At 70.4% G+C, this 21707-nt stretch carries 21 protein-coding genes; 15 read left to right on the top strand and 6 right to left on the bottom strand.

Going from position 1 to position 21707, the window contains the following annotated elements; all coding sequences use genetic code 11:
* Positions 1–51 precede the first annotated feature (51 nt).
* From HF024_RS03285 to HF024_RS03320, 8 genes are read left to right on the top strand one after another with little or no spacing between them, the layout of a single operon-like run.
* Entirely contained in the window at positions 52–972 is a 921-nt protein-coding gene (locus HF024_RS03285) for a Gfo/Idh/MocA family oxidoreductase (protein ID WP_210724014.1), read from the top strand.
* Positions 969–1925 (top strand): GNAT family N-acetyltransferase, encoded by a 957-nt coding sequence (locus HF024_RS03290; protein ID WP_168688631.1) that lies wholly within the window; start codon positions 969–971, stop codon positions 1923–1925. The genes HF024_RS03285 and HF024_RS03290 overlap by 4 nt, the downstream gene beginning before the upstream one ends.
* Positions 1922–3301, top strand: coding sequence for a hypothetical protein (locus tag HF024_RS03295; RefSeq protein WP_168688632.1), 1380 nt, complete (start codon positions 1922–1924; stop codon positions 3299–3301). Before HF024_RS03290 ends, HF024_RS03295 begins: the two co-directional genes overlap by 4 nt.
* A complete protein-coding gene (locus HF024_RS03300) occupies positions 3298–5490 on the top strand; it encodes a peptidase C14 (protein ID WP_168688633.1) in 2193 nt (730 codons plus the stop codon). The genes HF024_RS03295 and HF024_RS03300 overlap by 4 nt, the downstream gene beginning before the upstream one ends.
* Positions 5491–5509: 19 nt before the next feature.
* Positions 5510–7678: a peptidase C14 gene (locus HF024_RS03305; RefSeq protein ID WP_247597282.1), complete on the top strand. Its 2169-nt coding sequence runs from the start codon at positions 5510–5512 to the stop codon at positions 7676–7678.
* Between the two features lie 59 nt (positions 7679–7737).
* Positions 7738–8511, top strand: a complete 774-nt coding sequence (locus HF024_RS03310) for an SDR family oxidoreductase (RefSeq protein ID WP_168688634.1) — start codon at positions 7738–7740, stop codon at positions 8509–8511.
* Positions 8508–9629: an enolase C-terminal domain-like protein gene (locus HF024_RS03315; protein ID WP_247597283.1), complete on the top strand. Its 1122-nt coding sequence runs from the start codon at positions 8508–8510 to the stop codon at positions 9627–9629. The genes HF024_RS03310 and HF024_RS03315 overlap by 4 nt, the downstream gene beginning before the upstream one ends.
* Entirely contained in the window at positions 9626–10411 is a 786-nt protein-coding gene (locus HF024_RS03320; RefSeq protein ID WP_085368659.1) for an SDR family oxidoreductase, read from the top strand. Before HF024_RS03315 ends, HF024_RS03320 begins: the two co-directional genes overlap by 4 nt.
* Here HF024_RS03320 and HF024_RS03325 read toward each other — a convergent pair.
* The gene (locus HF024_RS03325) at positions 10401–10736 is read right to left on the bottom strand and encodes a nuclear transport factor 2 family protein (RefSeq protein ID WP_085368658.1); all 336 of its coding nucleotides are present in this window, start codon (positions 10734–10736) and stop codon (positions 10401–10403) included. The two genes, HF024_RS03320 and HF024_RS03325, sit on opposite strands and share 11 nt — an antisense overlap.
* 46 nt (positions 10737–10782) lie before the next feature.
* A complete protein-coding gene (locus HF024_RS03330; RefSeq protein ID WP_168688635.1) occupies positions 10783–11532 on the bottom strand; it encodes an SDR family oxidoreductase in 750 nt (249 codons plus the stop codon).
* Between the two features lie 88 nt (positions 11533–11620).
* On the opposite strand from HF024_RS03330, the gene HF024_RS03335 reads away from it, so the two are divergent.
* The 5 genes from HF024_RS03335 (at position 11621) to HF024_RS03355 (ending at position 15414) form a co-directional block, all read left to right on the top strand.
* Positions 11621–12601: a C-terminal binding protein gene (locus tag HF024_RS03335; RefSeq protein WP_168688636.1), complete on the top strand. Its 981-nt coding sequence runs from the start codon at positions 11621–11623 to the stop codon at positions 12599–12601.
* Positions 12602–12638: 37 nt separating this feature from the next.
* The gene (locus HF024_RS03340) at positions 12639–13502 is read left to right on the top strand and encodes a fumarylacetoacetate hydrolase family protein (RefSeq protein WP_168688637.1); all 864 of its coding nucleotides are present in this window, start codon (positions 12639–12641) and stop codon (positions 13500–13502) included.
* A 47-nt stretch (positions 13503–13549) separates the two neighbouring features.
* Positions 13550–14080: a hypothetical protein gene (locus HF024_RS03345; protein WP_168688638.1), complete on the top strand. Its 531-nt coding sequence runs from the start codon at positions 13550–13552 to the stop codon at positions 14078–14080.
* A 126-nt stretch (positions 14081–14206) separates the two neighbouring features.
* Positions 14207–14965, top strand: coding sequence for an SDR family NAD(P)-dependent oxidoreductase (locus tag HF024_RS03350; RefSeq protein WP_168688639.1), 759 nt, complete (start codon positions 14207–14209; stop codon positions 14963–14965).
* 11 nt (positions 14966–14976) lie between these two features.
* Entirely contained in the window at positions 14977–15414 is a 438-nt protein-coding gene (locus HF024_RS03355; protein WP_085368652.1) for a MarR family transcriptional regulator, read from the top strand.
* Between the two features lie 68 nt (positions 15415–15482).
* Here the strand turns inward: HF024_RS03355 and HF024_RS03360 are convergent, their stop codons facing one another.
* The 4 genes from HF024_RS03360 to HF024_RS03375 form a co-directional block, all read right to left on the bottom strand.
* Entirely contained in the window at positions 15483–16745 is a 1263-nt protein-coding gene (locus HF024_RS03360) for an alpha-hydroxy acid oxidase (RefSeq protein WP_168688640.1), read from the bottom strand.
* An 8-nt stretch (positions 16746–16753) separates the two neighbouring features.
* Positions 16754–17485, bottom strand: a complete 732-nt coding sequence (locus tag HF024_RS03365) for an FCD domain-containing protein (RefSeq protein ID WP_168688641.1) — start codon at positions 17483–17485, stop codon at positions 16754–16756.
* A 106-nt stretch (positions 17486–17591) separates the two neighbouring features.
* Positions 17592–19028 carry an MATE family efflux transporter gene (locus HF024_RS03370; RefSeq protein WP_168688642.1) on the bottom strand — a complete coding sequence of 479 codons (1437 nt, stop codon included), beginning with the start codon at positions 19026–19028 and terminating at the stop codon, positions 17592–17594.
* A gap of 64 nt (positions 19029–19092) precedes the next feature.
* The gene (locus HF024_RS03375) at positions 19093–19524 is read right to left on the bottom strand and encodes a MarR family transcriptional regulator (RefSeq protein WP_168688643.1); all 432 of its coding nucleotides are present in this window, start codon (positions 19522–19524) and stop codon (positions 19093–19095) included.
* A gap of 150 nt (positions 19525–19674) precedes the next feature.
* On the opposite strand from HF024_RS03375, the gene HF024_RS03380 reads away from it, so the two are divergent.
* Positions 19675–20673 (top strand): alpha/beta hydrolase, encoded by a 999-nt coding sequence (locus tag HF024_RS03380; RefSeq protein WP_168688644.1) that lies wholly within the window; start codon positions 19675–19677, stop codon positions 20671–20673.
* A gap of 64 nt (positions 20674–20737) precedes the next feature.
* Positions 20738–21685, top strand: a complete 948-nt coding sequence (locus HF024_RS03385) for a DJ-1/PfpI family protein (protein ID WP_168688645.1) — start codon at positions 20738–20740, stop codon at positions 21683–21685.
* The last annotated feature ends 22 nt before the right edge of the window (positions 21686–21707 follow it).

A 21707-nucleotide genomic window follows, 5' to 3' on the forward strand; every position in this document is an offset into this window, starting at 1 on the left:
GTGAGCGGCGGCGGTGAGGGCGTGGGCGCAGGCGAGGGAACGGGCGTGAGCGTGAGCGTCGCATTCGCCGGAGTCGCGCACTCGCATCCCTTCACGGATGCGGCGAACCTCACCGCCCTGGGCGCCGAGGTCGCCGGGGTCTGGGACGCGGACGACGCCGACCGGCTCTCCGCGTTCGCCGAGCGCTTCCGCGCGCCCGTCGTCGCCGACCTCGACGCGCTGCTCTCCCTCCGCCCTGACGTGGTCGTCGCGACCCCGCGCACCGCCCGCGCGGCCGACGTGGCGAGCGCCTGCGCGGCCGCCGGGGTGCCGGTCTTCCTGAACAAGACCATCGCGACCTCGGCGGCCGGCCTTCGCAGGTTCGAGGAGCTGCGAGGCGCCGCGCGCTGGGCCAGTTCCTCCGTGCTCCGGTTCGCGCCGGAGGCCGTCGCGTTCGGCTACCGGATGCGCGCAGAGCGCCCGCTGTCCATCCAGGTCGCCGCGCAGCACGACATCGGCGGGTTCCTGACGCCGGAGCGTCGCTGGCAGGACGAACACGACGGCGCGGGCGGCACCCTGCTCAACATCGGCATCCACGCGTTCGAACTGCTCGACCTGGTGACCGGCGGCGACGGCATCGAGATCGTGGGCGGCACGGTGGAGCGCGGCGCGCTCGACACGCGCTCCGAGTCGGCCGGCCTGGTCTGGGCGCGCACGTCGGGCGGTGTGCCGGTGACCGTCTCGGTGAGCGGTGTGCCGGGCCCGGACGAGTACAGCGTGCGGATCGTGGCGGAGAGCGGTGTGCACACGCTCGCGCTCGGCGACGCGTCCGACCTCGGGTACGCGGCGCTCGCCGCGGCGGTGGTCCGGTTCGCGGCGGGCGGGGATACGCCGGTCGTCCGGGAGCGCACGCTCGCCGTGTACCGCACCGCCCTCCTGGCGGCCGCCGTCGCACGCGGCGCGCTGCCGGAGACCGTGGGAGCGCGGGCATGACGGGCACGGTGACGCTGCGGACCGCATCCACGTCGGACGACGCGGCGATCGCTGCGCTCTGGGCGGAGGCCTTCGCGGAGCCGGGGATGCTCGCCCAGTGGGAGCTCGATCCGAACAGGCACGCCTCCACCATCGTCGCCGAGGACGGCAGCGGGGTGATCGGGAGCGTGTATCTGCTCGATCACGGCCTGCGCAGCGCGGGCGGACGGATCGCGCGCGTGCTCGGGCTCGCGAATGTCGCCGTCGCCACGCGGGCACGCGGCAGGGGCGTCGCGCGGATGCTGACCGACGAGGCCGTGGCGTACGGCCGGCGCACCGGCTACGACTGGGCGCTCCTCTTCACCGGGACTCCGCACGTCTATCGCGGTGCGGGGTTCGTGGTCTTCCAGCAGCGCAGGCGCCGGATCGGGTCGCTCGCATCCCCGGATGGCGACGGCGGGCGCCCGGGCGGGATCGGCAGACGGCCCATCTCCGGCCTCGCGCCGGAACGCCTCTCCACCATCCATGACGCGGCGACGGCGGCGCTGCCGCTCAGTGCGGTGCGCGACGAACTCGGCTGGCGGCGCGCATACGGCTGGTATGCGGGCGCCGACGTCTACCTCGCGACCGGACGCGACGCCAGGGAGGCGGCGTACGCGATCGTCCGCACGGCGGGCACACAGCACGGCGGCGCCGACGCTGCCGTGCTCGAAGCGGGCGGCAGCGTCGAGGCCCTCTCCGCGATCGGCCGCACGGTGCGCTCCGATCTCGCGGCGGCCGGAGGAGTCGCGACCATCGAGTTCGACCTGCCGGGCGGCCAGCCGTTCGACGCCCTCGTGGATGCGGTCAGCGGCGACGCCGTCTGGCAGCCGGACGGGACCGGCATGATCCACCCGCTCGACGGGACGCTCGCCGACGCGCTCGCCACGGCCGAGCATCCATCGGCCCACCACTGGACGGGAGACTACCTGTGACAGCACTCGGAGCACGGCAGGCTGTGCCGCACACGGACGCCGCGATCGGCATCGCCCGGCGCGACATCACGCCCCCGGCCGGGATCAGGGCGAAGAACTGGGGACCGGCGGACTGGGAGCGCTCGGAGGGAGCGCACCGTCCGATGACGCTGACGGCGCTCGCCGTGGGCGACGCAGAGCCCGTGCTGCTGATCGCGGTCGACGGGACGTGGTGGCGCAGGGTCGACGACGAATGGTCGGTGCGCTCGCGGGTGCTCGACGCGCTGGGGCTCCGCGACGACCAGCTGATGATCGCCCTGTCGCACACGCACGCCGGTCCGGTGCTCTGCTCTGCAGACGCCGACCTCGACGGCGGCGACCTCATCCCCGGCTATTTGGACGGGCTCGCCGAGGCCGCCACGGACGCCGGCCGCGAGGCGCTGCAGTCCGCGGAGCCCGCCAGCATCGACTGGACCACCGGACGGTGCTCGCTCGCGGCCGACCGCGAACTCGACCTCGACGGACGCGCGCTCGTCGGGTTCAACCCCGACGCGGAGACCGCTGACGACACGGTGCTGGTGGGCAGGGTCAGCGCGGCGGACGGCACGGCGCTCGCGACCATCGTCAACTACGCCTGCCACCCGACCACGCTGGCCTGGCAGAACAGGCTGGTGTCTCCGGACTATGTCGGCGCGATGCGCGAACTCGTCGAAGAGCAGACCGGGGCGGCCTGCCTCTTCCTGCAGGGCGCATCCGGCGAGCTGGCCCCGCGCGAGCAGTACACGGGAGACCTCGGCGTCGCCGACCGGCACGGCAGGGCGCTCGGGCACGCGGTGCTCTCCGCCCTCGACCTCCTCCCTGCGCCTGCGCACGAACTCGAACTGTCCGCGGTGGTCGAGTCCGGCGCCCCGCTCGCGATGTGGACAGAGACCAGGCAAACCCGGAGCGACGCCATCGCGACCAGCAGGGATGCGGTGCTCCTCGACCTCGCGCCCCTCCCCACCATCGAGGAACTGGAAGAGCGGTGGGCGGACATCGACCCGCGCAGCAGGGCCGAACGGCTCGGCAGGGCGCGCAACCTGCGCGACGGCTACGTCCTGGGCGACCGGGTCGAGCATCCGGTGTGGACGTGGCTGCTCGGAGACGCTGTGGTCGTCGCGCATCCCGGAGAGGCGTACTCGCGGCTGCAGCGCACGCTCCGCTCCGCGTTCCCCGGCCGCCCCGTCGTCGTGATGAACCTCACCAACGGGCCGGGCTTCGTCTACCTCCCAACGCGCGACGCGTACGAGCGCGGCGCGTACCAGGCCTGGCAGACCCCGCTCGCCCCCGGCTCCCTCGACAGGCTCGAGGAGGCAGCCGTGTCCGCCATCCGCACGATCATCGAGGAGCAGCAATGACAGCGTCACCCGTTCCACCTCGCACCCCCGCAAGCACGCGTCGTGGGCTGATCGTCGGTCTGAGCGCCGCTGCGCTCGGCGGCGTCGGCGTGCTCAACGCCGCCGCTCCGGCGGAGGCGACCGCACCGCAGAAGCCGGGCGCGTCCGGGGAGGTGCAGCAGGCGAGGACCGTCGCCGACCTCGGCAGGATCCAGGCGAAGGACGGCCAGCTCGCCATCGCGGCCGGATACCGCACGCCTGGCGACGCAGGACGGCTGATCTACCGGGGCGCCAGCGCGAAGGGCACGAAGGTCAACGGCGGCACCGTCGTCCCCGGCAAGAACGGGACCGTCTGGGTGCTGCAGCACGACGGCACCCTCGACTTCCGCGTCTTCGGCATCGACGGGCCGGGCCGGGCGGCGGACGACGCGCTCGACGCGATGGTCGGCGACCCCACCGTCGAGCGGATCGAGGCGCACACCGACCTCAACTTCGTGCGGCGTCACGTCTTCACCCGCTCCCGCATCGAACTCGACTTCGGCGGCCATCTCATCACCACGGAGGGCATCGCGGCGAACAGCCACGACAACCCGTTCGGTGCCGTCCTCTTCTTCACGGGAACGCCGGAGGGTGCTGCCGTGCAGTACACGCTGGCGGAGGCGTGGCCGGAGCTGACGGACGCGGTCTCCGTGCCGGACGCCTCGGTGTTCCCCGTCGACAGCTGGTGGGCGGTGCAGTGCGCACCCGTCGCGGGCGGAGGAGGGGACGAGCGGGAGCTGCAGCGCTTCGTCCGCGTGACACAGCAGCTCGACGCCACGCACATCCGGGTCGACTACCTGAACGGCTGGCCACTCGAAGCCGGCCGCAGCCTCAGCTGGCGCAAGGTCGCGCCGGTGGAGCGCGTGCGGGTGCGCAACATGCGCTTCGTGGGGTCGGGGCCGTACACCGGGCCGACGGACGGCTCGCTCCCCGACGCCCGCGAACTCACCGGATCGCACCCGACGGCCTTCGAGTACGCCGTGCACTGCGACGTGTCCGACATCCACGCGACGCACACCTGGTGGCCGGTGGTGATGCGCCGCTGGAACACCCACTTCGTCACGGAACGCTGCTCGATCGAGAACCCGCCGACCGTCTTCTACGGCGGCGCCGGCTACCTCACCCAGCAGATCTACTGCCTCTACGGGCACGTCCGCGACTGCACGTCCTCGAACGCCAGGCACCTCAACGACCTCACCGCGAGTGCATACTGCATGGTGGAGAACTGCCACGGCGACGGCGACGACCAGGGCGGCAACCCGTTCACCACGCACGGCCAGTACGAGCACGACCTCACGTTCATCGGATGCTCGGGGCTGATGGACATCGCCAACTCCGGAGCGCAGTGGGGCACGTCGGCGAAACGCATCACGGTGCGCGACCATGTCTGCTCCTGGTTCGTCGCCGGTACCAAGATCACCGACCTGACCCTCGAGAACGTGCGGGTCATCGGGCGGTCCACTTTCGACCCCCAGGCGACGCTCACGATCAACGCGGACGGCGCCCAGCTGCGTGGATGCACGGCAGGGCTTTTCGCCGTCGGCCAGCGCAGCGCGCGCTCCACCCGCCCGACGGTGATCGAGGACTGCACGTTCTCGCTGCCGAAGGGGCAGGTGCTGGTGCAGACGCCCGTGACGGCGACCGTCTCGTTCGTGCGCTGCCGCATCGACGGTATCGACGGCACCGTCGCCAGGGGGAGCGGGGCCGTCCGCTTCCACGACTGCGACCTGAGCGGCCCGGCGAAGGGCGACCCGTTCCAGCTCGCGGGAGCGGAGGTGACCGTGCGCGGAGGGACGCTCACCGGGGTCGCGCTGGTCGCGACGGCGGCGAAGGATCAGGTCGTCACCGTCGACGGCGCCCGGCTGAGCACAGACCGCACCGGCGGTGCGACGCTGAGCAGGGCGGCGGGGGCCGGCGTGGTCACCTGGCGGATCGACGGCGTGACCTCCTCAGCGCCGACGGGCACCCCGCACCTCGCGATCGAGTCCGGCGTGAACCACGCCAGAATCGTCGGCTCCCAGTTCGGCGGGGGACGCCTCCACTTGCCGGACGCCGGCTTCGCGGCACCATCCACCCTGCTCTACGACGCGGCGATCGAGCGCGGCGTGGAGCGAACAGTTCCCGAACAGACGAAACGCATCATCGTCGGCGACAGCATCGTCGCCGACTGACACGAAAAGGAATCCACGGATGAACAGTGTTCAGGGCACCACCACCGATGCAGCATCCACCGCAGGGGCCCCGGCGTCCGGCACGAGACGCGGCCTGATCGTCGGCCTCGGCGCCGTCGTGCTCGGCGGCGCGACCGCGATCGGTGCCGCCACCCCGGCCGACGCGGCCGTCGCGGCGAAGAGCAGCGGCTCCGGCTCGATCCGCCAGGTGCGGCTCGTGCGCGACCTCGCCGGCGTCAAGGCGTCCGACGGCGAGCTGATCGCGGTCGCCGGGTACAGCGTGCCGGGGGACGCGGGCGATCTCGTCTACCGCGGAGCGTCGCGCTTCGACGGCAAGCCCAACGGCGGCACCGTCATCGCGGGCAAGAACGGCACGGTCTGGCTGCTGCAGCACTCCGGCACCGTCGACTTCCGGCAGTTCGGCGTCTTCGGGCCGGACAAGCCCGCCGACGACGCTCTGGATGCGATGGTCGGCGACCCGGCCGTCTCGCGCATCGAGGCGCACACCGACCTGAACTTCGTGCGCAGGCACATCTTCACCCGCTCCGGACTCGAACTCGATTTCGGCGATCACTTGATGACCACGGAGGGCATCGCCGCCAACACGTACGACAACCCGTTCGGCGCCGTGATGTTCTTCTCCGGGGTGGTGACCAAGGACGTCCAGGTGGCCACTCTCGCCGAGGCCGTGCCCGATCTCGGCGACATCTTCCCGGTCGCCGACGCCAGCTGGTTCGCCGTGGACTCCTGGTACGCCGCCGACGTGAACGCGCTCAGCGGGCGCTGGGAGAAAGAGCTGCAGAAGCTCGTCCAGGTGACTCAGATCGTCGACCAGACCCACATCCGGGTGAACTACAAGAACGGCTGGCCGCTCGCCGAGGGCCGCACCATCACCTGGACCCGCGTCGAGCCCGTGCAGAACATCCGGATCAGCAACCTCGTCTTCCGGGGCAAGGGCACCGACCAGTACACCGGCTCGCACCCGATCGCGTTCGAGTACGCGGTGCGCTGCGACGTGGAGAGGGTGGTCGGCTCCCTCACCTTCTGGCCGCTGATCATGCGGCGCTGGAACACCTTCTACTCGACCATCGAGTGCACCCTCTCGAACCCCACATCCGTGACGTACGGCGGGGCGGGCTACCTGACCCAGCAGATCTACTGCCTCTACGGCTACGTCGCCAACTGCCACACCTCCAACGCCAGGCACCTCAACGACTTCACCGCGAGCGCGTACTCGATGGTCGAGAACTGCCACGGCGACGGAGACGACCAGGGCCCGTTCGTCACCCACGGCCAGTACGAGCACGACCTCACGTACACGGGCAACTCCGGGCTGATGACGTTCGCCAACTCGGGAGCGGCCTGGGGCTCGGCGGCCAAGCGCATCACGGTGCGCAAGCACGTCTGCTCCTGGTTCGTCGCGAGGGTCCGCATCACCGACCTCACCCTCGAAGACGTCAAGGTCATCGGCAAACCGTCGCTCGCGGGATCCGGGATGCTCTGGATCAACGCAGACGGCGCCCAGCTCACCGGATGCACGGCGGACAGCACGCTGGTGATCACGCAGTCGTCGTCCGCGTCGTCGCGGCCCACCGTGATCCGGGACTCCTGGTTCCGGTTCGCGGCGCCGGGCAACCTCACCGACGCCAGCGTGAAGGCTCCCGTCCTGTTCGACGCGACGACGCTCGAGAACGTGGGCGGCGTGAAGATCCTCGGCGCGGGCGACATCACCTTCCGCGACAGCAGGCTCGGCGCGGCGGCCGGTGCCGACGCCCTGCAGACCTCCTCCGCGAACACCCGTTTCGAGGGCACCGTGCTCGACGGAGTCTCCGTGCTCGCCGCCGGAACCGCCGCCCAGACCGTCGAGGTCGTCGGCGGGAGCCGCGTGTCCGGTGCGGGAGGGACGGGCATCGGCCGCGGCGGCAGCGCAGCGGTCACCGTGCTCTTCGCCGACAGCACCTTCGCCCGCTCGGACAACGGGGGTGCCCACGTGTCGCTGACCGGAGGGACGAACCACTACCGCGCATCCGGTTGCCGCTTCGACGGTGGCAAGCTCGAGTTGTCCGCCGCAGGCTTCGGGTCGGGATCGACCCTCCTGCATACGGCGAACGTCGAGACATCGGTGAAGCGCGTCGGCTTCCCCGACGACTCGGACCGGGTCATCACCGCGGGCAACATCTCCGTCTGACCGGCACCGGCTCCAGCACGGCACGCACCAGCACATCAGCTCCACCAGAAAGGATCACCATGACCGCAACCCCCGCATCCACCCCCGTCGCCGTCGTCACCGGAGGGGCGGCCGGGATCGGCTGGGAGATCGGCCGCCGCCTGGCAGCGGACGGATACACGGTGGTCGCCGGCGACCTGGTGCCCGGCTTCACCGAGTCTGCGCCGGTCGACGGGATCGTGCACCGCAGGCTCGACGTGACCGACCCGGAGGACGTCGCAGCAGTCTTCGACGGGATCGCGGCCGAGTTCGGCAGGATCGACGTGGTCGTGAACAACGCGGGCATCCAGCGTCACCGTGCGATCGAAGACCTGGCCTGGGACGAGTGGCGCGCGGTGGTCGACGTGAACCTGCACGGCGTCTTCCTCAGCCTGCAGGCGGCCGGACGGCACATGCTCGCGGCGGGAGGCGGACGCATCGTCAACATCTCCTCGATCTCGTCGCGCGGCTCGGCCGGGCGCGCGCCGTACGCGGCGACGAAGGCGGCGGTGATCGGCCTCACGGCCACGGCAGGCGCCGAGTGGGCGGCGCGCGGAGTCCGGGTGAACGCGGTGGCGCCCGGCTACGTGGACACCGGCGTCTTCCGCCAGGGGGTGGCAGCTGGCACCCTGAACGAGCAGACGATCCTCGCGCGCATCCCGGCCGGCCGTCTCGCCCAGGCCGAGGAGATCGCGGCGGCGGTGTCGTTCCTCGTCTCCGATCAGGCGTCGTACATGAACGGCCAGACCATCTACGTGGACGGCGGCTTCATGGTCGACTACGGGGTGCCGCTGGCCTCGGTGCCGAAGCCGTGAGCACCGTCGTCTCCTCCGCACCGGATGCGGTGGTGCGCGACCTCCGCACCTCCACCGTCTCCCTGCCGCTCGCCCGGCCCCTGCACCTCGGCGCGATGACCGTCACCCGGCGCGAGTACGCCGCCGTGCGGATCTCCGACGGCGAGGGCAGCACCGGGATCGCGTACGGGCTCACCCGCGAGGCTCCGATGGCCGAGCTGGTCGAACGGCTGATCGCGCAGCACGTCGTCGGCGGAGAGCTGGATGTGCCGGCGCTCTGGGACCGCGCACTGCGGGGGAGCGCCATCGTGGGTCGCGTCGGACTCGTGCGCCGGGCGATCGGCCTCGTGGACATCGCGCTCTGGGATCTGCTCGGACGCCGCAGCGGACGCCCGGTCTGGCAACTCGTCGGCGCAGACGACAGCCCGCGCCAGGCGATGCTGGTCGCCGCGTACCCGACACCGGGGCGCACTGTGAACGACCTCGTGGACGAGGTCGTCTCGCAGTCCGCCGACGGCTGGCCGCTCGTCAAGCTGTCGCGCTCGCCGGACACGGCGCTGATGCGCGAGTTGCTCTCCACGCTGCGCAGGGAACTGCCGGCGACCACCGGCATCGTCGTGGACGTCGGCTTCGGCTGGCCGGACGCCGACACGGCCATCGCCGAGGTCGCCGAGTGGGGCGACCCGGAACTCGCCTGGCTGGAAGACCCCCTGCTGCCGGAGGACGTGACCGGATGTGCGCGCCTGCGCAGCGCGACCGGCCTCCGCGTCGGAGTCGGTGACGAGGTCACGGACCCCGGCGTCCTCAAAGCTCTCGCCGATGGCGGCGCCATCGACCTGGCGCGGCTCGACGTCGTCGCCATCGGCGGGATCACCCCTGCGCTCGAGTTCGCCGCGTGGGCGGAGGACAGGGGGCTCCCGGTGTCCTGTCACATCAGCCCGGAGACGAGCGTGCACCTCGGCCACGGCGTCGGCGTCGAGACGTTCGGGCGCGGGCTAGGCGGCAACCCGTACGACCCGTCGCCGCAGCTGGTGGTCGGCGGTCCGGTCTTCGCGGACGGCACGGCGCGGCCGACGGCGGAGCCCGGCCTCGGGTTCTCCTTCGCGCCGGGTACCTTCGACTTCGGGAGGAACGCATGAATCGCAGCGTCGTCGTCACCGGGAGCGGCAAAGGCATCGGCAGAGGGATCGCGGAACGGCTCACCGCGGACGGCTGGACCGTCGTGGGGGTCGAGCGGAGCGCGTCCCGATCGGTGGAGGACGGCGTCTGCGCTGCCGTCGTGATCGGAGACAGCGCGGACAGGGCCACCCACCTGCGCGCGGCCGACGAAGCGAGAGCTCTCGCGCCGCTCGGCGGCTGGGTCAACAACGCCGGGATCACCCGCCGCACCCCGCTGCACGACCTGGACGAGGCCGCCGTGCGCGAGCTCGTCGACATCAACGGCCTCGGCTACCTGTGGGGATGCTCGGCCGCGGTCTCCGCATTCGTCGACCAGGGCACGCCGGGCGCCATCGTCAACGTCGGCTCCATCCACGGCCGCGCGAGCTTCGTCGACCACGCGGCGTACGAGTTCACCAAGGGTGGCATCGACGCCCTGACCCGTAGCGTCGCCGTGACCTACGGGCCGTACGGGATCCGTGCGAACACCGTCGCTCCCGGCGGTGTGCGCACGCCCCACCTGGATGCGCAGATCGCCGCGGCCGCCGACCCGGCCGCCGAGGAGCGCGCCCTCGCAGACGGGCCGCCGATGCGCAGGATCGCCACCGTCGAGGAGGTCGCGGCGCTCGCCGCGTTCCTGCTCGGAGACGAGGCGTCGTATCTCAGCGGCCAGTCGATCGCGGTGGACGGCGCCTGGACGGCGGCGTTCGGCGCACCGCAGGCCGACGCCGCCATCGCGGAACGGTTCGGGCTCAGGCCTTGAGCATGGAGGCGCGGCGGATCAGACCGCCGTGCACGTCGAATGTCGCGATGGTCTCCGTGCCGACGCCGTCGTTGACCACGTTCTCCCTGGCCACCACCCAGCGGTCGCCGAACAGGGCCGTCGCGTCGATGCTGCAGCTCAGCAGCGGGTTGTCGAGGCGTCCGGCGTAGAACGCGCGGATGGCCTCCCTGCCCACCAGCGGCGCGTCGGCGACGCCGGTCACCACCGCATCGTCGGCGTACGTGGCGACGAAGGCCTCGAGGTCGTGCGCGTTGAACGCATCCACCTGTGCTGTCACGGTCTGAAGCGCGGCGAGTGCCGTCATCCGGTGTCTCCTTCTGTGTGCGGGTCGCGCGGTCGTCGGCTGTCGGTCAGTCGATGCGGACGCCGCCGTTGACGTCGTAGGTCGCGCCGGTCACGAAGCCCGCCTTCGGTGAAGCGAGGGTGCCGATGATCCAGGCCACGTCGTTCGGCGCGCCGAAGCGGCCGAGCGGGATGGAGGATTCGAGCGCGTCGTGCCCGTCGTCCGAGAGCTGGTCGGTGATCGCGCTCGTCACGGGTCCGGGGGTGACGGCGTTGACGCGGATGCCCTCGGCGGAGAGGTGCCTGGCGAAGCTGCGCGTGATCGCCAGGATGGCGCCCTTGCTCGCCGCGTAGTGCATCCCGGTCTGCAGCGCGCCGACCTGGCCGGCGATGGAGGAGAGGTTGATGACGGAGCGGTCGCCCTCGGCCGCGCGCAGCAGGGGGAGGGCAGCCCTGGTGAGCAGGAAGGTGCCTCGGCCGTTGGTCTCCATGACCGCATCCCACTCGTCGATGTCGATGTCGTCGAAGTGGCGGTACGGGCAGACGCCTCCGTTGTTGACGAGGACGTGCAGGTCTCCCCACGCCTCCGCGACCTCCGCCACGAGCGCGTCGATGGATGCGGGGGAGCGGAGGTCGAGCCTGCTGACGTGCACCTCCGGTGCGCCCGCCGCGGTGCAGAGCTCGGCGACGCGGAGCGCTGCCGCCTCTCCCGAGGTGTACGTGAGCCAGACGGCGTTGCCGTCGGTGGCGAGTTGCACGGCGGTCGCCGCGCCGATTCCGGAGCTGGCCCCTGTGACGAGTGTACGGCGAGGATTCATACCCAGAACGCTATAGCATTTCGTCCGGATCTGCCGCGAAGAGCGTGGGGATGTGGCGATAAAACGCTAGATGCTATAGCGTTTTGACATGACTTCCGACCTTGTCGTGATCACCGACTACGACCTGCCGGGCAGCGCTGCGGACGACACGCTGCGCGCCGCGGGCCTGACAGCGCGCCGGGCCGCCTCCGCCTCCGCCGACGACATCGTCGCCGCGGCAGAGGACGCATCCGCCCTGATCGTGCAGTGGGCGCCGGTCACCGCCGACCTGCTCGACCGCCTCCCCTCCGTGCGCTTCATCAGCAGGCTGGGCATCGGCTACGACATGATCGACGTTGCAGCGGCGAGCGAGCGCGGCGTGCTCGTCGCCAACACCCCGGCGTACTGCATCGACGAGGTCGCGACGCACACCATCGCGATGATCCTCACGCTCGGCCGCGGCCTGGTCGGCTACGACCGCGCCGTGCGCAGCGGCGAATGGTCGGCCGTCGCCGCATCCCCGATGGCCATGCGCCCGTCGGCGACCACCGTCGCCGTGGTCGGCTACGGCCGCATCGGCTCCCTCGTCGCCCTCCGCTGCCGGGCGCTCGGGTTCCGGGTGATCGTGGCGGACCCGGTCGTCCCTGCCGCGCGCATCCTGGCGGACGGACTGGAGCCCGTCACCCTCGCCGACGCCGTAGCCCAGGCCGACGTGCTCACGCTGCACGCCCCGCTCACCGCCGCGACGCACCACCTGATCGGCCAGACGGCGCTCTCGTCGATGAAGCAGGGAAGCGTCATCGTCAACACCTGCCGCGGCCCGCTCATCGACGAGGAGGCCCTGGCCGACGCGCTCGAAGCTGGCAGGCTCGCCGGGGCGGCCATCGACGTCTTCGCGACGGAACCGCTCCCGTCCAGCAGCAGGCTCAGGATGCTCGACAACGTGCTGCTCACCCCACACGCCGCCTGGTACTCTCCTCAGGCGCTCGCCGACCTGCCGGTGCACGCAGCGAACAACATCATCGACCACTGGGCAGGCCGTCCTGTGCCCGCCGTCGTGAACGCGGCGGCCGCGCAGCCGGTGCGCTGAACGCCCGCCAGACCCGCTCGAACGAGGAGACAACCGGATGCGCTTCCTGCGACTCGGAGACCACGGCGCCGAACGCCCCCACCTGCGTGACACGGACGGCACCGTGTACGACCTGAGCGGCGTGACCGACGACATCGACCCTGCGTTCTTCGCCGCGGACGGCGTCGCCCGTGCCCGCGCCGCGCTGCAGGCCGGGGAGCTCCCCGTCGCGACCGGCTGGCAGGATCTCCGCGTCGGCGCGCCCGTCGCCCGCCCGGCGGCGATCGTCTGCATCGGCCAGAACTACGCGGCGCACGCCGCAGAGTCCGGGGCCGAGCCGCCCGAGCATCCCATCGTCTTCTTCAAGCACCCCAACACGCTCGTCGGCCCCGACGACGACGTGCTGCTGCCGCCGGGCGCCCAGCGCGCGGACTGGGAGGTGGAGCTCGCCGTCGTCATCGGCCGCAGGGCGCGCTACCTCTCCTCTCCCGCCGATGCGCTCGACCACATCGCCGGCTTCGCCGTTTCCAACGACGTGTCGGAGCGCGAATACCAGCTCGACGTCTCCGGCGGCCAGTGGTCCAAGGGCAAGTCGAGCGAGACGTTCAACCCGTTCGGCCCGGAACTGGTCACCCCGGACGAGGTCGACCACCGCGCACTCCGCCTCCGCTCCTCGGTGAACGGGTCGCCCAGGCAGGACTCGACGACGGCCGACATGATCTTCGGCGTCGAGCACCTGATCTGGCACCTCAGCCAGTTCATGGTCCTCGACCCGGGCGACATCATCAACACGGGAACCCCGCAGGGCGTCGCGCTCTCCGGACGCTTCCCGTACCTCGCAGACGAGGACACGATGGAGCTGACGATCGACGGGCTCGGAACGCAGCGCCAGCGGGTGCGCAGGGTGGTGCTCGCGGGCTAGGTCCGCTGTGGCCCATCGCTTCCGGCCGGGGGACACACAATAGAGGCATGACCTTCCACGCCTCCGATCGGGTGGTGCCCGTCACGGTGAACCGCATCGAGATCACGGCGCACATCCCGTTCGAGACGCTGCGCCACGCGTTCGAGGCCGAGGTGCCGCTCGTCGACGCCGCCCGGTTCGAGCAGCTCGTCGCATCCGGGGCGGAGTGGAAACGGTTCGCGCAGGAGGCGGAAGGCGCGGGCATCCACCGGTTCGTCGCGTTCTGGCGCAACTACCCGACGCCGATCATGCGCGTGGGCGGTGCGGACATCCCGAGTGCCGTCTACCTGATCGGCGACTACATCACGGCATCCAGAGTCTTCCGGCACGACCCGGCCGCGATGCTCTACACGCCGACCAGACTCGAACTGCACGCCGGCCGCGACGGAGGAACCATCCTCACCGTCGACCAGCCCAGCTCGCAGCTGGTCAGCCTCGGCAACAACAAGATCACCCAGGCGGGCTTCGAACTCGACAGGATGCTCGGCGACCTGCTCGAAGAGCTGGGCCTGCCGCGGCCGGAGGCGCTGCGGCGGTAGGGCTCGCTGCACGGGCCGTGGTGGCGACCCCGGGACGGCGCCCGACCAGGCATTCGGGCGAAGATTGCTTGACAGACGTTTGGTACCGAATGAAAATAGTACGGTACCGAACAGACGGGAGCAGGCATGTCACACGAACGCATCGCGCTCATCACCGGCGCCAATCAGGGCGTCGGATTCCAGGTTGCGAAAGAACTGGTCGCCGCAGGGGTCACGGTCCTGCTGGGGTCGCGGGACCTCGCGCGCGGGCAGGCCGCCGCAGCTCAGATCGGCGACGGCGCGATCCCCGTCCAGATCGACGTGACCGACACCGACTCCATCGCGGCGGCGGCGCGCTGGGTCGAGGACGAGTTCGGGCGGCTGGACCTGCTCGTCAACAACGCCGGGATCTCCCGCGCCGTCCAGACCGAAGGCGACTTCCTGGCGGACTACGAGACCAGGAACAGGGCGAGCACCGCATCGCTGGCAGAGATCAGGACGGTGTGGGAGACCAACGTCTTCGGCACGCTCGCCGTGTATCAGGCCATGCTGCCGCTCCTGCGGAAGTCGCAGGATGCACGCATCGTGAACGTCTCGAGCGGGGTGGGGTCACTGACCGCGAACGCCGATCCCTCCTACCCGTATCACTCCATGTTCGGCCCGGTCTATCCCGCATCGAAGGCAGCAGAGAACGCGATCACGCTGGCGATGATGGTCGAGCTCGAGTCCACCGACATCAAGATCAACCTCGTCTCGCCGGCCTTCACGGCGACCAATCTCAACGGGTTCGCGGGCACGGAATCGCTCGAAGACGGCTCGCGCGAGGTGGTCCGCGTGTGTCTGCTCGGTCCTGACGGGCCGAGCGGCACATTCACCCGCTGGGAGAACACGCCCATCCCCTGGTGAATACTGGGCCCATGACGGATACCGGGGAGCCGACGCTCGGCTCGTGGGCCAAACGCTACTACTACGCCAACCGGGCGGCCGTAGACGCGGTACTGCGCACTCACGGGATCGGCTCCACCCAGTGGGCGGTGCTCTACGAACTCGCCGGCAACGGCACCATGGCTCAGAGCGAACTCGGCCGCGCCCTGCACCTGGAGCGCGCGAGCCTCAGTGGAATCGTCACAACGCTCGTCCGCAAAGGTCTCGTCGAGCAGTCCCCTTCCCCCCGTGACCAGCGCCAGAGACTCCTCACCCTGACCGCCGCAGGGCACGACCTGTGGAACACCGTGCCTGACCCGTTCGCCGACGTCCGCGCCGTCGCCCTCGACGGCATCGACCCCGCGGAGATCGCCACGGCGATCCGCGTCCTGCGCCAGGCGACCACCACCCTCGACAACCACGCGTTCTGACCGGACTTCGTCGCCCGTTTCGAAGGTGTCGAGGCCGCCCAGGAGGAGCAGGCCTCGAAGCGGTAGCCCTACCCCTCCGCCCGCACCCCCGCATCCGGCGCCGCGACCGGCACCAGGCGTCGCAGCTGAGTCACGTGCTTCGGGCTCAGCTCGTCCAGGCTCGCCACTTCGAGGAGCTGCATCGTGCGCACGATCTGGTCGCGCAGGATCTCGATGGTGCGATCGACGCCGCCGCGGCCTCCGGCCATCAGGCCGTAGAGGTATGCGCGGCCGATCAGGGTGAATTTCGCGCCGAGCGCGTAGGCCGCCACGATGTCCGCACCGTTCATGATGCCGGTGTCGATCGCGATCTCGGTGTCTGCTCCGACCTCGCGCACCACCTGGGGGAGCAGGTGGAACGGGATGGGCGCTCGGTCGAGCTGGCGGCCTCCGTGGTTGGAGAGCACGATGCCGTCGACGCCGAGGTCGACCAGGCGGCGGGAGTCTTCGACGTTCTGGACGCCCTTGATGACGATTTTGCCCGGGAACAGGTCGCGGATGATCGCGAGGTCGTCGAAGCTGATGGAGGGGTCCATCGCCGCGTTGAGGAGGTCGCCGACCGTGCCGCCCGTCGCGGAGAGCGAGGCGAATTCGAGTTTCGGCGTGGTGAGGAAGTCGTACCACCACCAGGGGCGCGGGATCGCGTTGACGATCGTGCCGAGCGTCAGCTGCGGCGGGATGGAGAAGCCGTTGCGCTTGTCGCGGAGGCGGGCGCCGGCGACCGGCGTGTCGACGGTGAAGAACAGGGTGTCGAAATCGCTCGCGGCCGCGCGGCGGACGAGTTCGTAGGAGATCTCGCGGTCGCGCATCACATACAGCTGGAACCAGTTGCGGCCGTGCGGGTTGGCGGCCTTCACGTCCTCGATCGAGGTGGTGCCCAGCGTCGACAGCGTGAACGGGATCCCGGCGGCGGCAGCTGCCCCCGCCCCGGCCGTCTCGCCCTCCGTCTGCATCAGCCGGGTGAAGCCGGTCGGGGCGATGCCGAACGGCAGCGACGACGGGCCGCCCCAGATCGTGCACGACGTGTCGACCGTCGACACGTCGCGGAGGATCGACGGGTGGAACTCGATGTCCTCGAACGCCTGGCGCGCACGGGCGAGCGAGAGCTCCCCTTCCGCAGCGCCCTCGGTGTAGTCGAACGCGGCCTTCGGGGTACGGCGCTTGGCGATCGTGCGCAGATCGCCGATGGTGAGCGCGCCCTGCAGGCGGCGCTTCTTCGCGTCGAGTTCCGGCTTCTTGAACTTCATGAGCTCCAGAAGCTCGGCGGGTTTGGGGACCTGGCGAGTGACCATGATGCTGCCTAACGGGGTTCGTGGTGGACGGGAACGGGGAGAACGGAGGAGGCGTCGCGGTAGTAGCCGCTGATGTGGTCGTGGATCCTGGACTGCGCACCGGCCCTGTCGCCGGAGGTGATCGCATCCACGATCGCGCGGTGCTCGCCGCGCAGCCGGGCGGCCATCGCCTCCCAGTCCTGGATGCGGCCGAGCCCGGAGACGACGTAGCTCTCGATGGAGGTGCGCAGCCCGGCCATCATCGCGGCGACCACGGAGTTTCCGGATGCGTCGGCGAGCGCCAGGTGGAACTGCGCGTCGAGCGCCAGGAACTCCTCGGGCGTGAGCGTCGGGTCGTCCATCGCATCCAGCAGCTGCTCTGCATCGTCGAGCCGGATGCCGGACGGCCGCTCGGCGAGGTCGACCGCCACGGCCGTCTCCAGCAGGAGACGGGTGCGCACCACGTCGGCGACGGGGAAGTTGCTCGCGGCGACCTGCAGCCGCATGAGGGCCTGCATCCCGCCGACGGGACGCGCGACGATGATCGCGCCGGAGCTCGGACCGGAGCCGGTCTGGGTGCGGACCAGTCCCATCGCTTCGAGGACGCGGATCGCCTCGCGCACGCTCGACCTGGCCACGCCCAGCTCGGCCGCGAGGGTGCGCTCGGGCGGGAGGTGGTCGCCGACGCGCAGCTCGCCGTCGACGAGCCGAGCTTCGATGGAGGCGAGCACGCCCTCCCAGGCGCGGGGCTCGGTGGTCATCGCGCTCTCCCTCGTGTGGTCAGACCATGTGGTCCGTCCACACTAGCGACGGGCCGCCCGGATGTCCAGGCGGCCCGTCGCGGTCAGGCAATCAGGCGGTACACGGTTACGCCGTCACCGCCGCGCCCTCCTCCGCCACCGCAGCGCTCGCCGCGGCCACCGCATCCTGCGACGGCGCGGAAGCCAGCGCCTTCCGCGACCCGAGGAACAGCACGGCGCCGAGCGCGAACGTGAGCAGTTCGGTCGCCGTCATCGCCCAGATCACGCCGTTCAGCCCGAAGACCGCATTGCCGACCAGCACCACCGGGATGAACAGGATGCCCTGCGACACGGCCATGATCGTCGCGTTCCTGATCTGCTCCGTCGCCTGGAACACTGCGATCACCAGACCGGTGAACCCGTTGAACAGGGTGGAGATGAGCATGGCGGTGAGGATGAGCGTGCCGTCGGAGATCACGGACGGGTCCGCGCTGAACAGGGCGAAGACCTGGTCGCGGAACAGGAACACGATGGACGAGAACACGAGCGTGATCCCGGCGATGGCCACCGCGCTGCCGACGATCGCGCCGCGCAGCCTGGCGTGGTTGCGGGCACCGTATGCGTAGGCGAACAGCGGTATGGCTCCCATGAACACGCCCATGCAGATCATCTCCGGCAGCTGCACGATGCGGAGGGCGACGCCCATCGCCGCCAGCAATGCGTCTCCGTATGCGATGGCGATCCAGTTCATGACGAGGGTCGTCACGATGAGGAACGACGACATCAGCAACTCGGAGGCTCCGACGCCGAACACGGTCTTCAGCATCTCCGGGTCCGCCCGGAAGTGGCGAGGGGCCAGCGAGACCGCGCTGCTCTTCTTCGTCAGCCACCAGATGTAGTAGCCGACGGTCACGACGTTGGACAGCCCGAGCGCGATGCCTGCGCCGAGCACGCCCCAGCCGAGCACGAGGATGAACAGCACGTCCAGCACCAGGTTGGCGACAGTGGATGCGATGAGCCCGGTCATCGAGGCGACGGCCGCGCCCTCCGCACGCACCAGCTGTTCGAGCGCGAACGCGGCGACCAGCACCGGCGCGAAGCCGAACATCGCCCCGATGTAGAGGGCCGTCGGTTCGAGGGATGCCCCGCTGGCGCCGACCGCCGTGGCGAGCGGCACGGCGAAGATCACGCCGAGCACGCCGATGACGACGCCGGCCGCCAGCGCACCCCACAGGGTGAACGACGACACCTGCTTGATCCTGGTGGCCGCACCGGCGGCGGAGGCCTGATCCGCATCCGGGTCGTCCTGCATCCCGAGCAGCCGCGAGACGAAGGTGCCTCCGCCGACGCCGAAGACGCCGCCGATCGCCATCACGAGGGCGAACACCGGGAGGGAGAAGGTGAGGGCGGCGAGCAGCGGTGTGGAGTGCAGTGCGCCGATGAAGCCGGCGTTGATGATGTTGTAGACGACGCCGACGGAGAAACCGGCGACCATGGGCACGCAGAGGTGCACCAGGGAGCGCCAGATGGGCGCAGAGGCGAGGTAGGTACGGTTCGAGGACATGACGGAACCTCCGTTCCGGGTAACGGCTTTTTTCGGTGGGTGTGAGGGTGGGGGAGGGTGCGCGCTACGAGTCGAGCGTGTCCGTGACGCGTCGGAGGAGCGCGATGAGGCGGTCCTGTTCCTCGGTGTCGAGAACGGAGAAGGTGCGTTCCTGCTCGGCGGCGAGGTCGTTCTGGAATCCAGCGACGACCTCTGCGCCCTCCGGGGTGACGCTGATGAGCTTCACCCGCGAGTCGTCCGGGGACGGCGTGCGCGTGATGTAGCCGCGTTCTTCCAGTCCCTGCAGGAGGCTGGCGACACTGGCCGGGGTGGTGCCGGACATCTCGGAGAGTTCCCGGGCGATCACGCCGTTCTCCTGATGCTCTTCGATGTATCCGAGCGTGAACGCCTGCGACCTGCTCAGGCCGCTGGTGCGCACCCAGGCGTCCGCCGTCGCTCGCTGGGCGAACGAGAGCGTGCGGATGAGGGCGGTCAGCTGTTCCGATCGGGATGACATAGTTAGAAACCTAATAGTTAGAAATCAAACTGTCAAGCAACGGATGAGCAGCCCGTCGCGATCAAGATGATGCCCCGGTCCCACACCGCCTCCGCGGCGCTGGCACCGCCGCCCGATTAGCAGGAGACGCCCGGCCCGTAGCGTCGAAGCATGAGCGACAACACCCGTCCGACCACCGAGTCCGCCGCCCAGAATCCCCCGCCGAGGAAGCGGGGACGGAAGTTCCTTCGCGTCACCATCGTGACGATCGTCAGCATCGTTTCCGTGGTGGTGATCGCCCTCGCGACCACCACGACGATCAACGCCATCGCCACCGCCTCCGAGGCGAACGAGATCAGGAAGTACGGCCGGCTGGTCGACGTCGACGGAAAGAAGATCAACGTCGACATCCAGGGAGCGGGCGCCCAGACCATCGTGCTGCTGCCCGGCTTCGGCACCGGCTCGCCCGTCATCGACTTCGCACCCCTCGTCGACAAACTGAAGGCGAACTACCGCACGGTCGTCGTCGAGCCGTTCGGATACGGCCTGAGCGACGAGACCGACCGGCCGCGCACCAACGCGAACATCGCCAGGGAGGTGCACAGTGCCCTGCAGGCGCTGCACATCGACCGGTACGTCCTGGGCGGCCACTCCATCGCCGGGATCTACGGACTCCAGTATGTGAACACCTATCGCGACGAGGTGACCGCCTTCGTCGGCATCGACACCAGCGTTCCCACCCAGCCGGGCATCGACGAGGAGCTCAACGTCGCGGGACTCCGCACCCTCAAGACCCTCGGCCTCGTCCGGGTCCTGACCGCGCTGGGCGACGACCCGTACACCGGGCTCCCGTACACCGACGCGCAGAAGTACCAGTCGAAGATCATCTCCCTCCGCAACGGGTTCACCGACACGTACGCCGACGAGATGGAGCGGTTCGGCTCCAACTTCCACGACGCACAGAAGCTGGCCTTCCCGAAAGACCTCCCACTCCTGCTGTTCGTGCAGTCGGACAACATCGACGTCGAGGGCTGGATGACGCTGCACACGGAGCAGGTGGCCAGTGTCGAGCGCAGCGAACTCATCCCGCTCGACGCCGACCACTACCTGCACCACACGAAGTCGGCGGAGATCGCATCGGCGATGAACGCCTTCCTCACGGCCGGCTGACGCGCATCCGGCGACCTCGTGGCAGGATGCTTGCGATAGCCATCCACATCGCCAGGAGGTCGCCATGCCGTCCCGCAACCACCGCGTCGCCGTCCTCGTCCTCGACGGCGCGAAACCCCTCGACGTCGGTATCCCGGCCCAGGTGTTCTCGCACCGGCCGAGCATGCCGTACGAGGTGCGCGTCTGCGGGGCGGCGCCGGGTCTCGTGACCGGCGGGGACGGCCTCTCGTACCATGTTGCAGACGGCCTCGATGCCCTCGCGGAGGCGGACACGGTGTTCGTCCCGGGATACCGGGAGCCGGCGACCACGGAGCCGTCCGCAGCGGTCGTGGCGGCGCTCCGGGCCGCCAACGAGCGCGGGGCGCGCCTCGCCGCGATCTCGACGGGAGCGTTCGCGCTCGCCGCAGCCGGACTCCTCGACGGCAAGCGCGCCACCACGCACTGGCACTACACGAGGGCGCTCGCCGCCAGGTACCCGCTCGTGCAGGTGGACGAGAACGTGCTGTTCGTCGACGAGGGCGACGTGCTCACCTCGGCGGGTGCCGCCTCCGGGATCGACCTGAGCCTGCACCTGGTGCGGCGCGACCACGGCGTCGGCCTGTCCAACCACGTCGCGCGCCGGCTGGTCGCCGCCCCGTATCGCAGCGGCGGGCAGGCGCAGTACGTGCCGCGCAGTGTTCCCGAGCCGCTCGGCGACCTGTTCGCGACGACCAGGGCGTGGGCGCTGGAGCACCTGGCCGAGCCGCTGACACTGGATGCGCTCGCCCGCAACGCCCGCGTGTCCCCGCGCACGTTCTCCCGCCGCTTCGTGGAGGACACCGGGTACACCCCGATGCAGTGGGTGCTCCGGGCGCGCGTCGACCTGGCCCGCGAGCTGCTCGAACGCAGCGACCTCGGCGTCGAGCAGATCGCCGACAGCGTCGGCCTCGGCAGCGGAGCGAACCTGCGGCTGCACTTCCAGCGCATCCTGGGCACGTCGCCGACGGAGTACCGGCACACGTTCTCGGCCTAGGCGAGATCCTTGCGCACGCTGT

Source organism: Leifsonia sp. PS1209 (assembly GCF_012317045.1).
Lineage (GTDB): Bacteria > Actinomycetota > Actinomycetes > Actinomycetales > Microbacteriaceae > Leifsonia.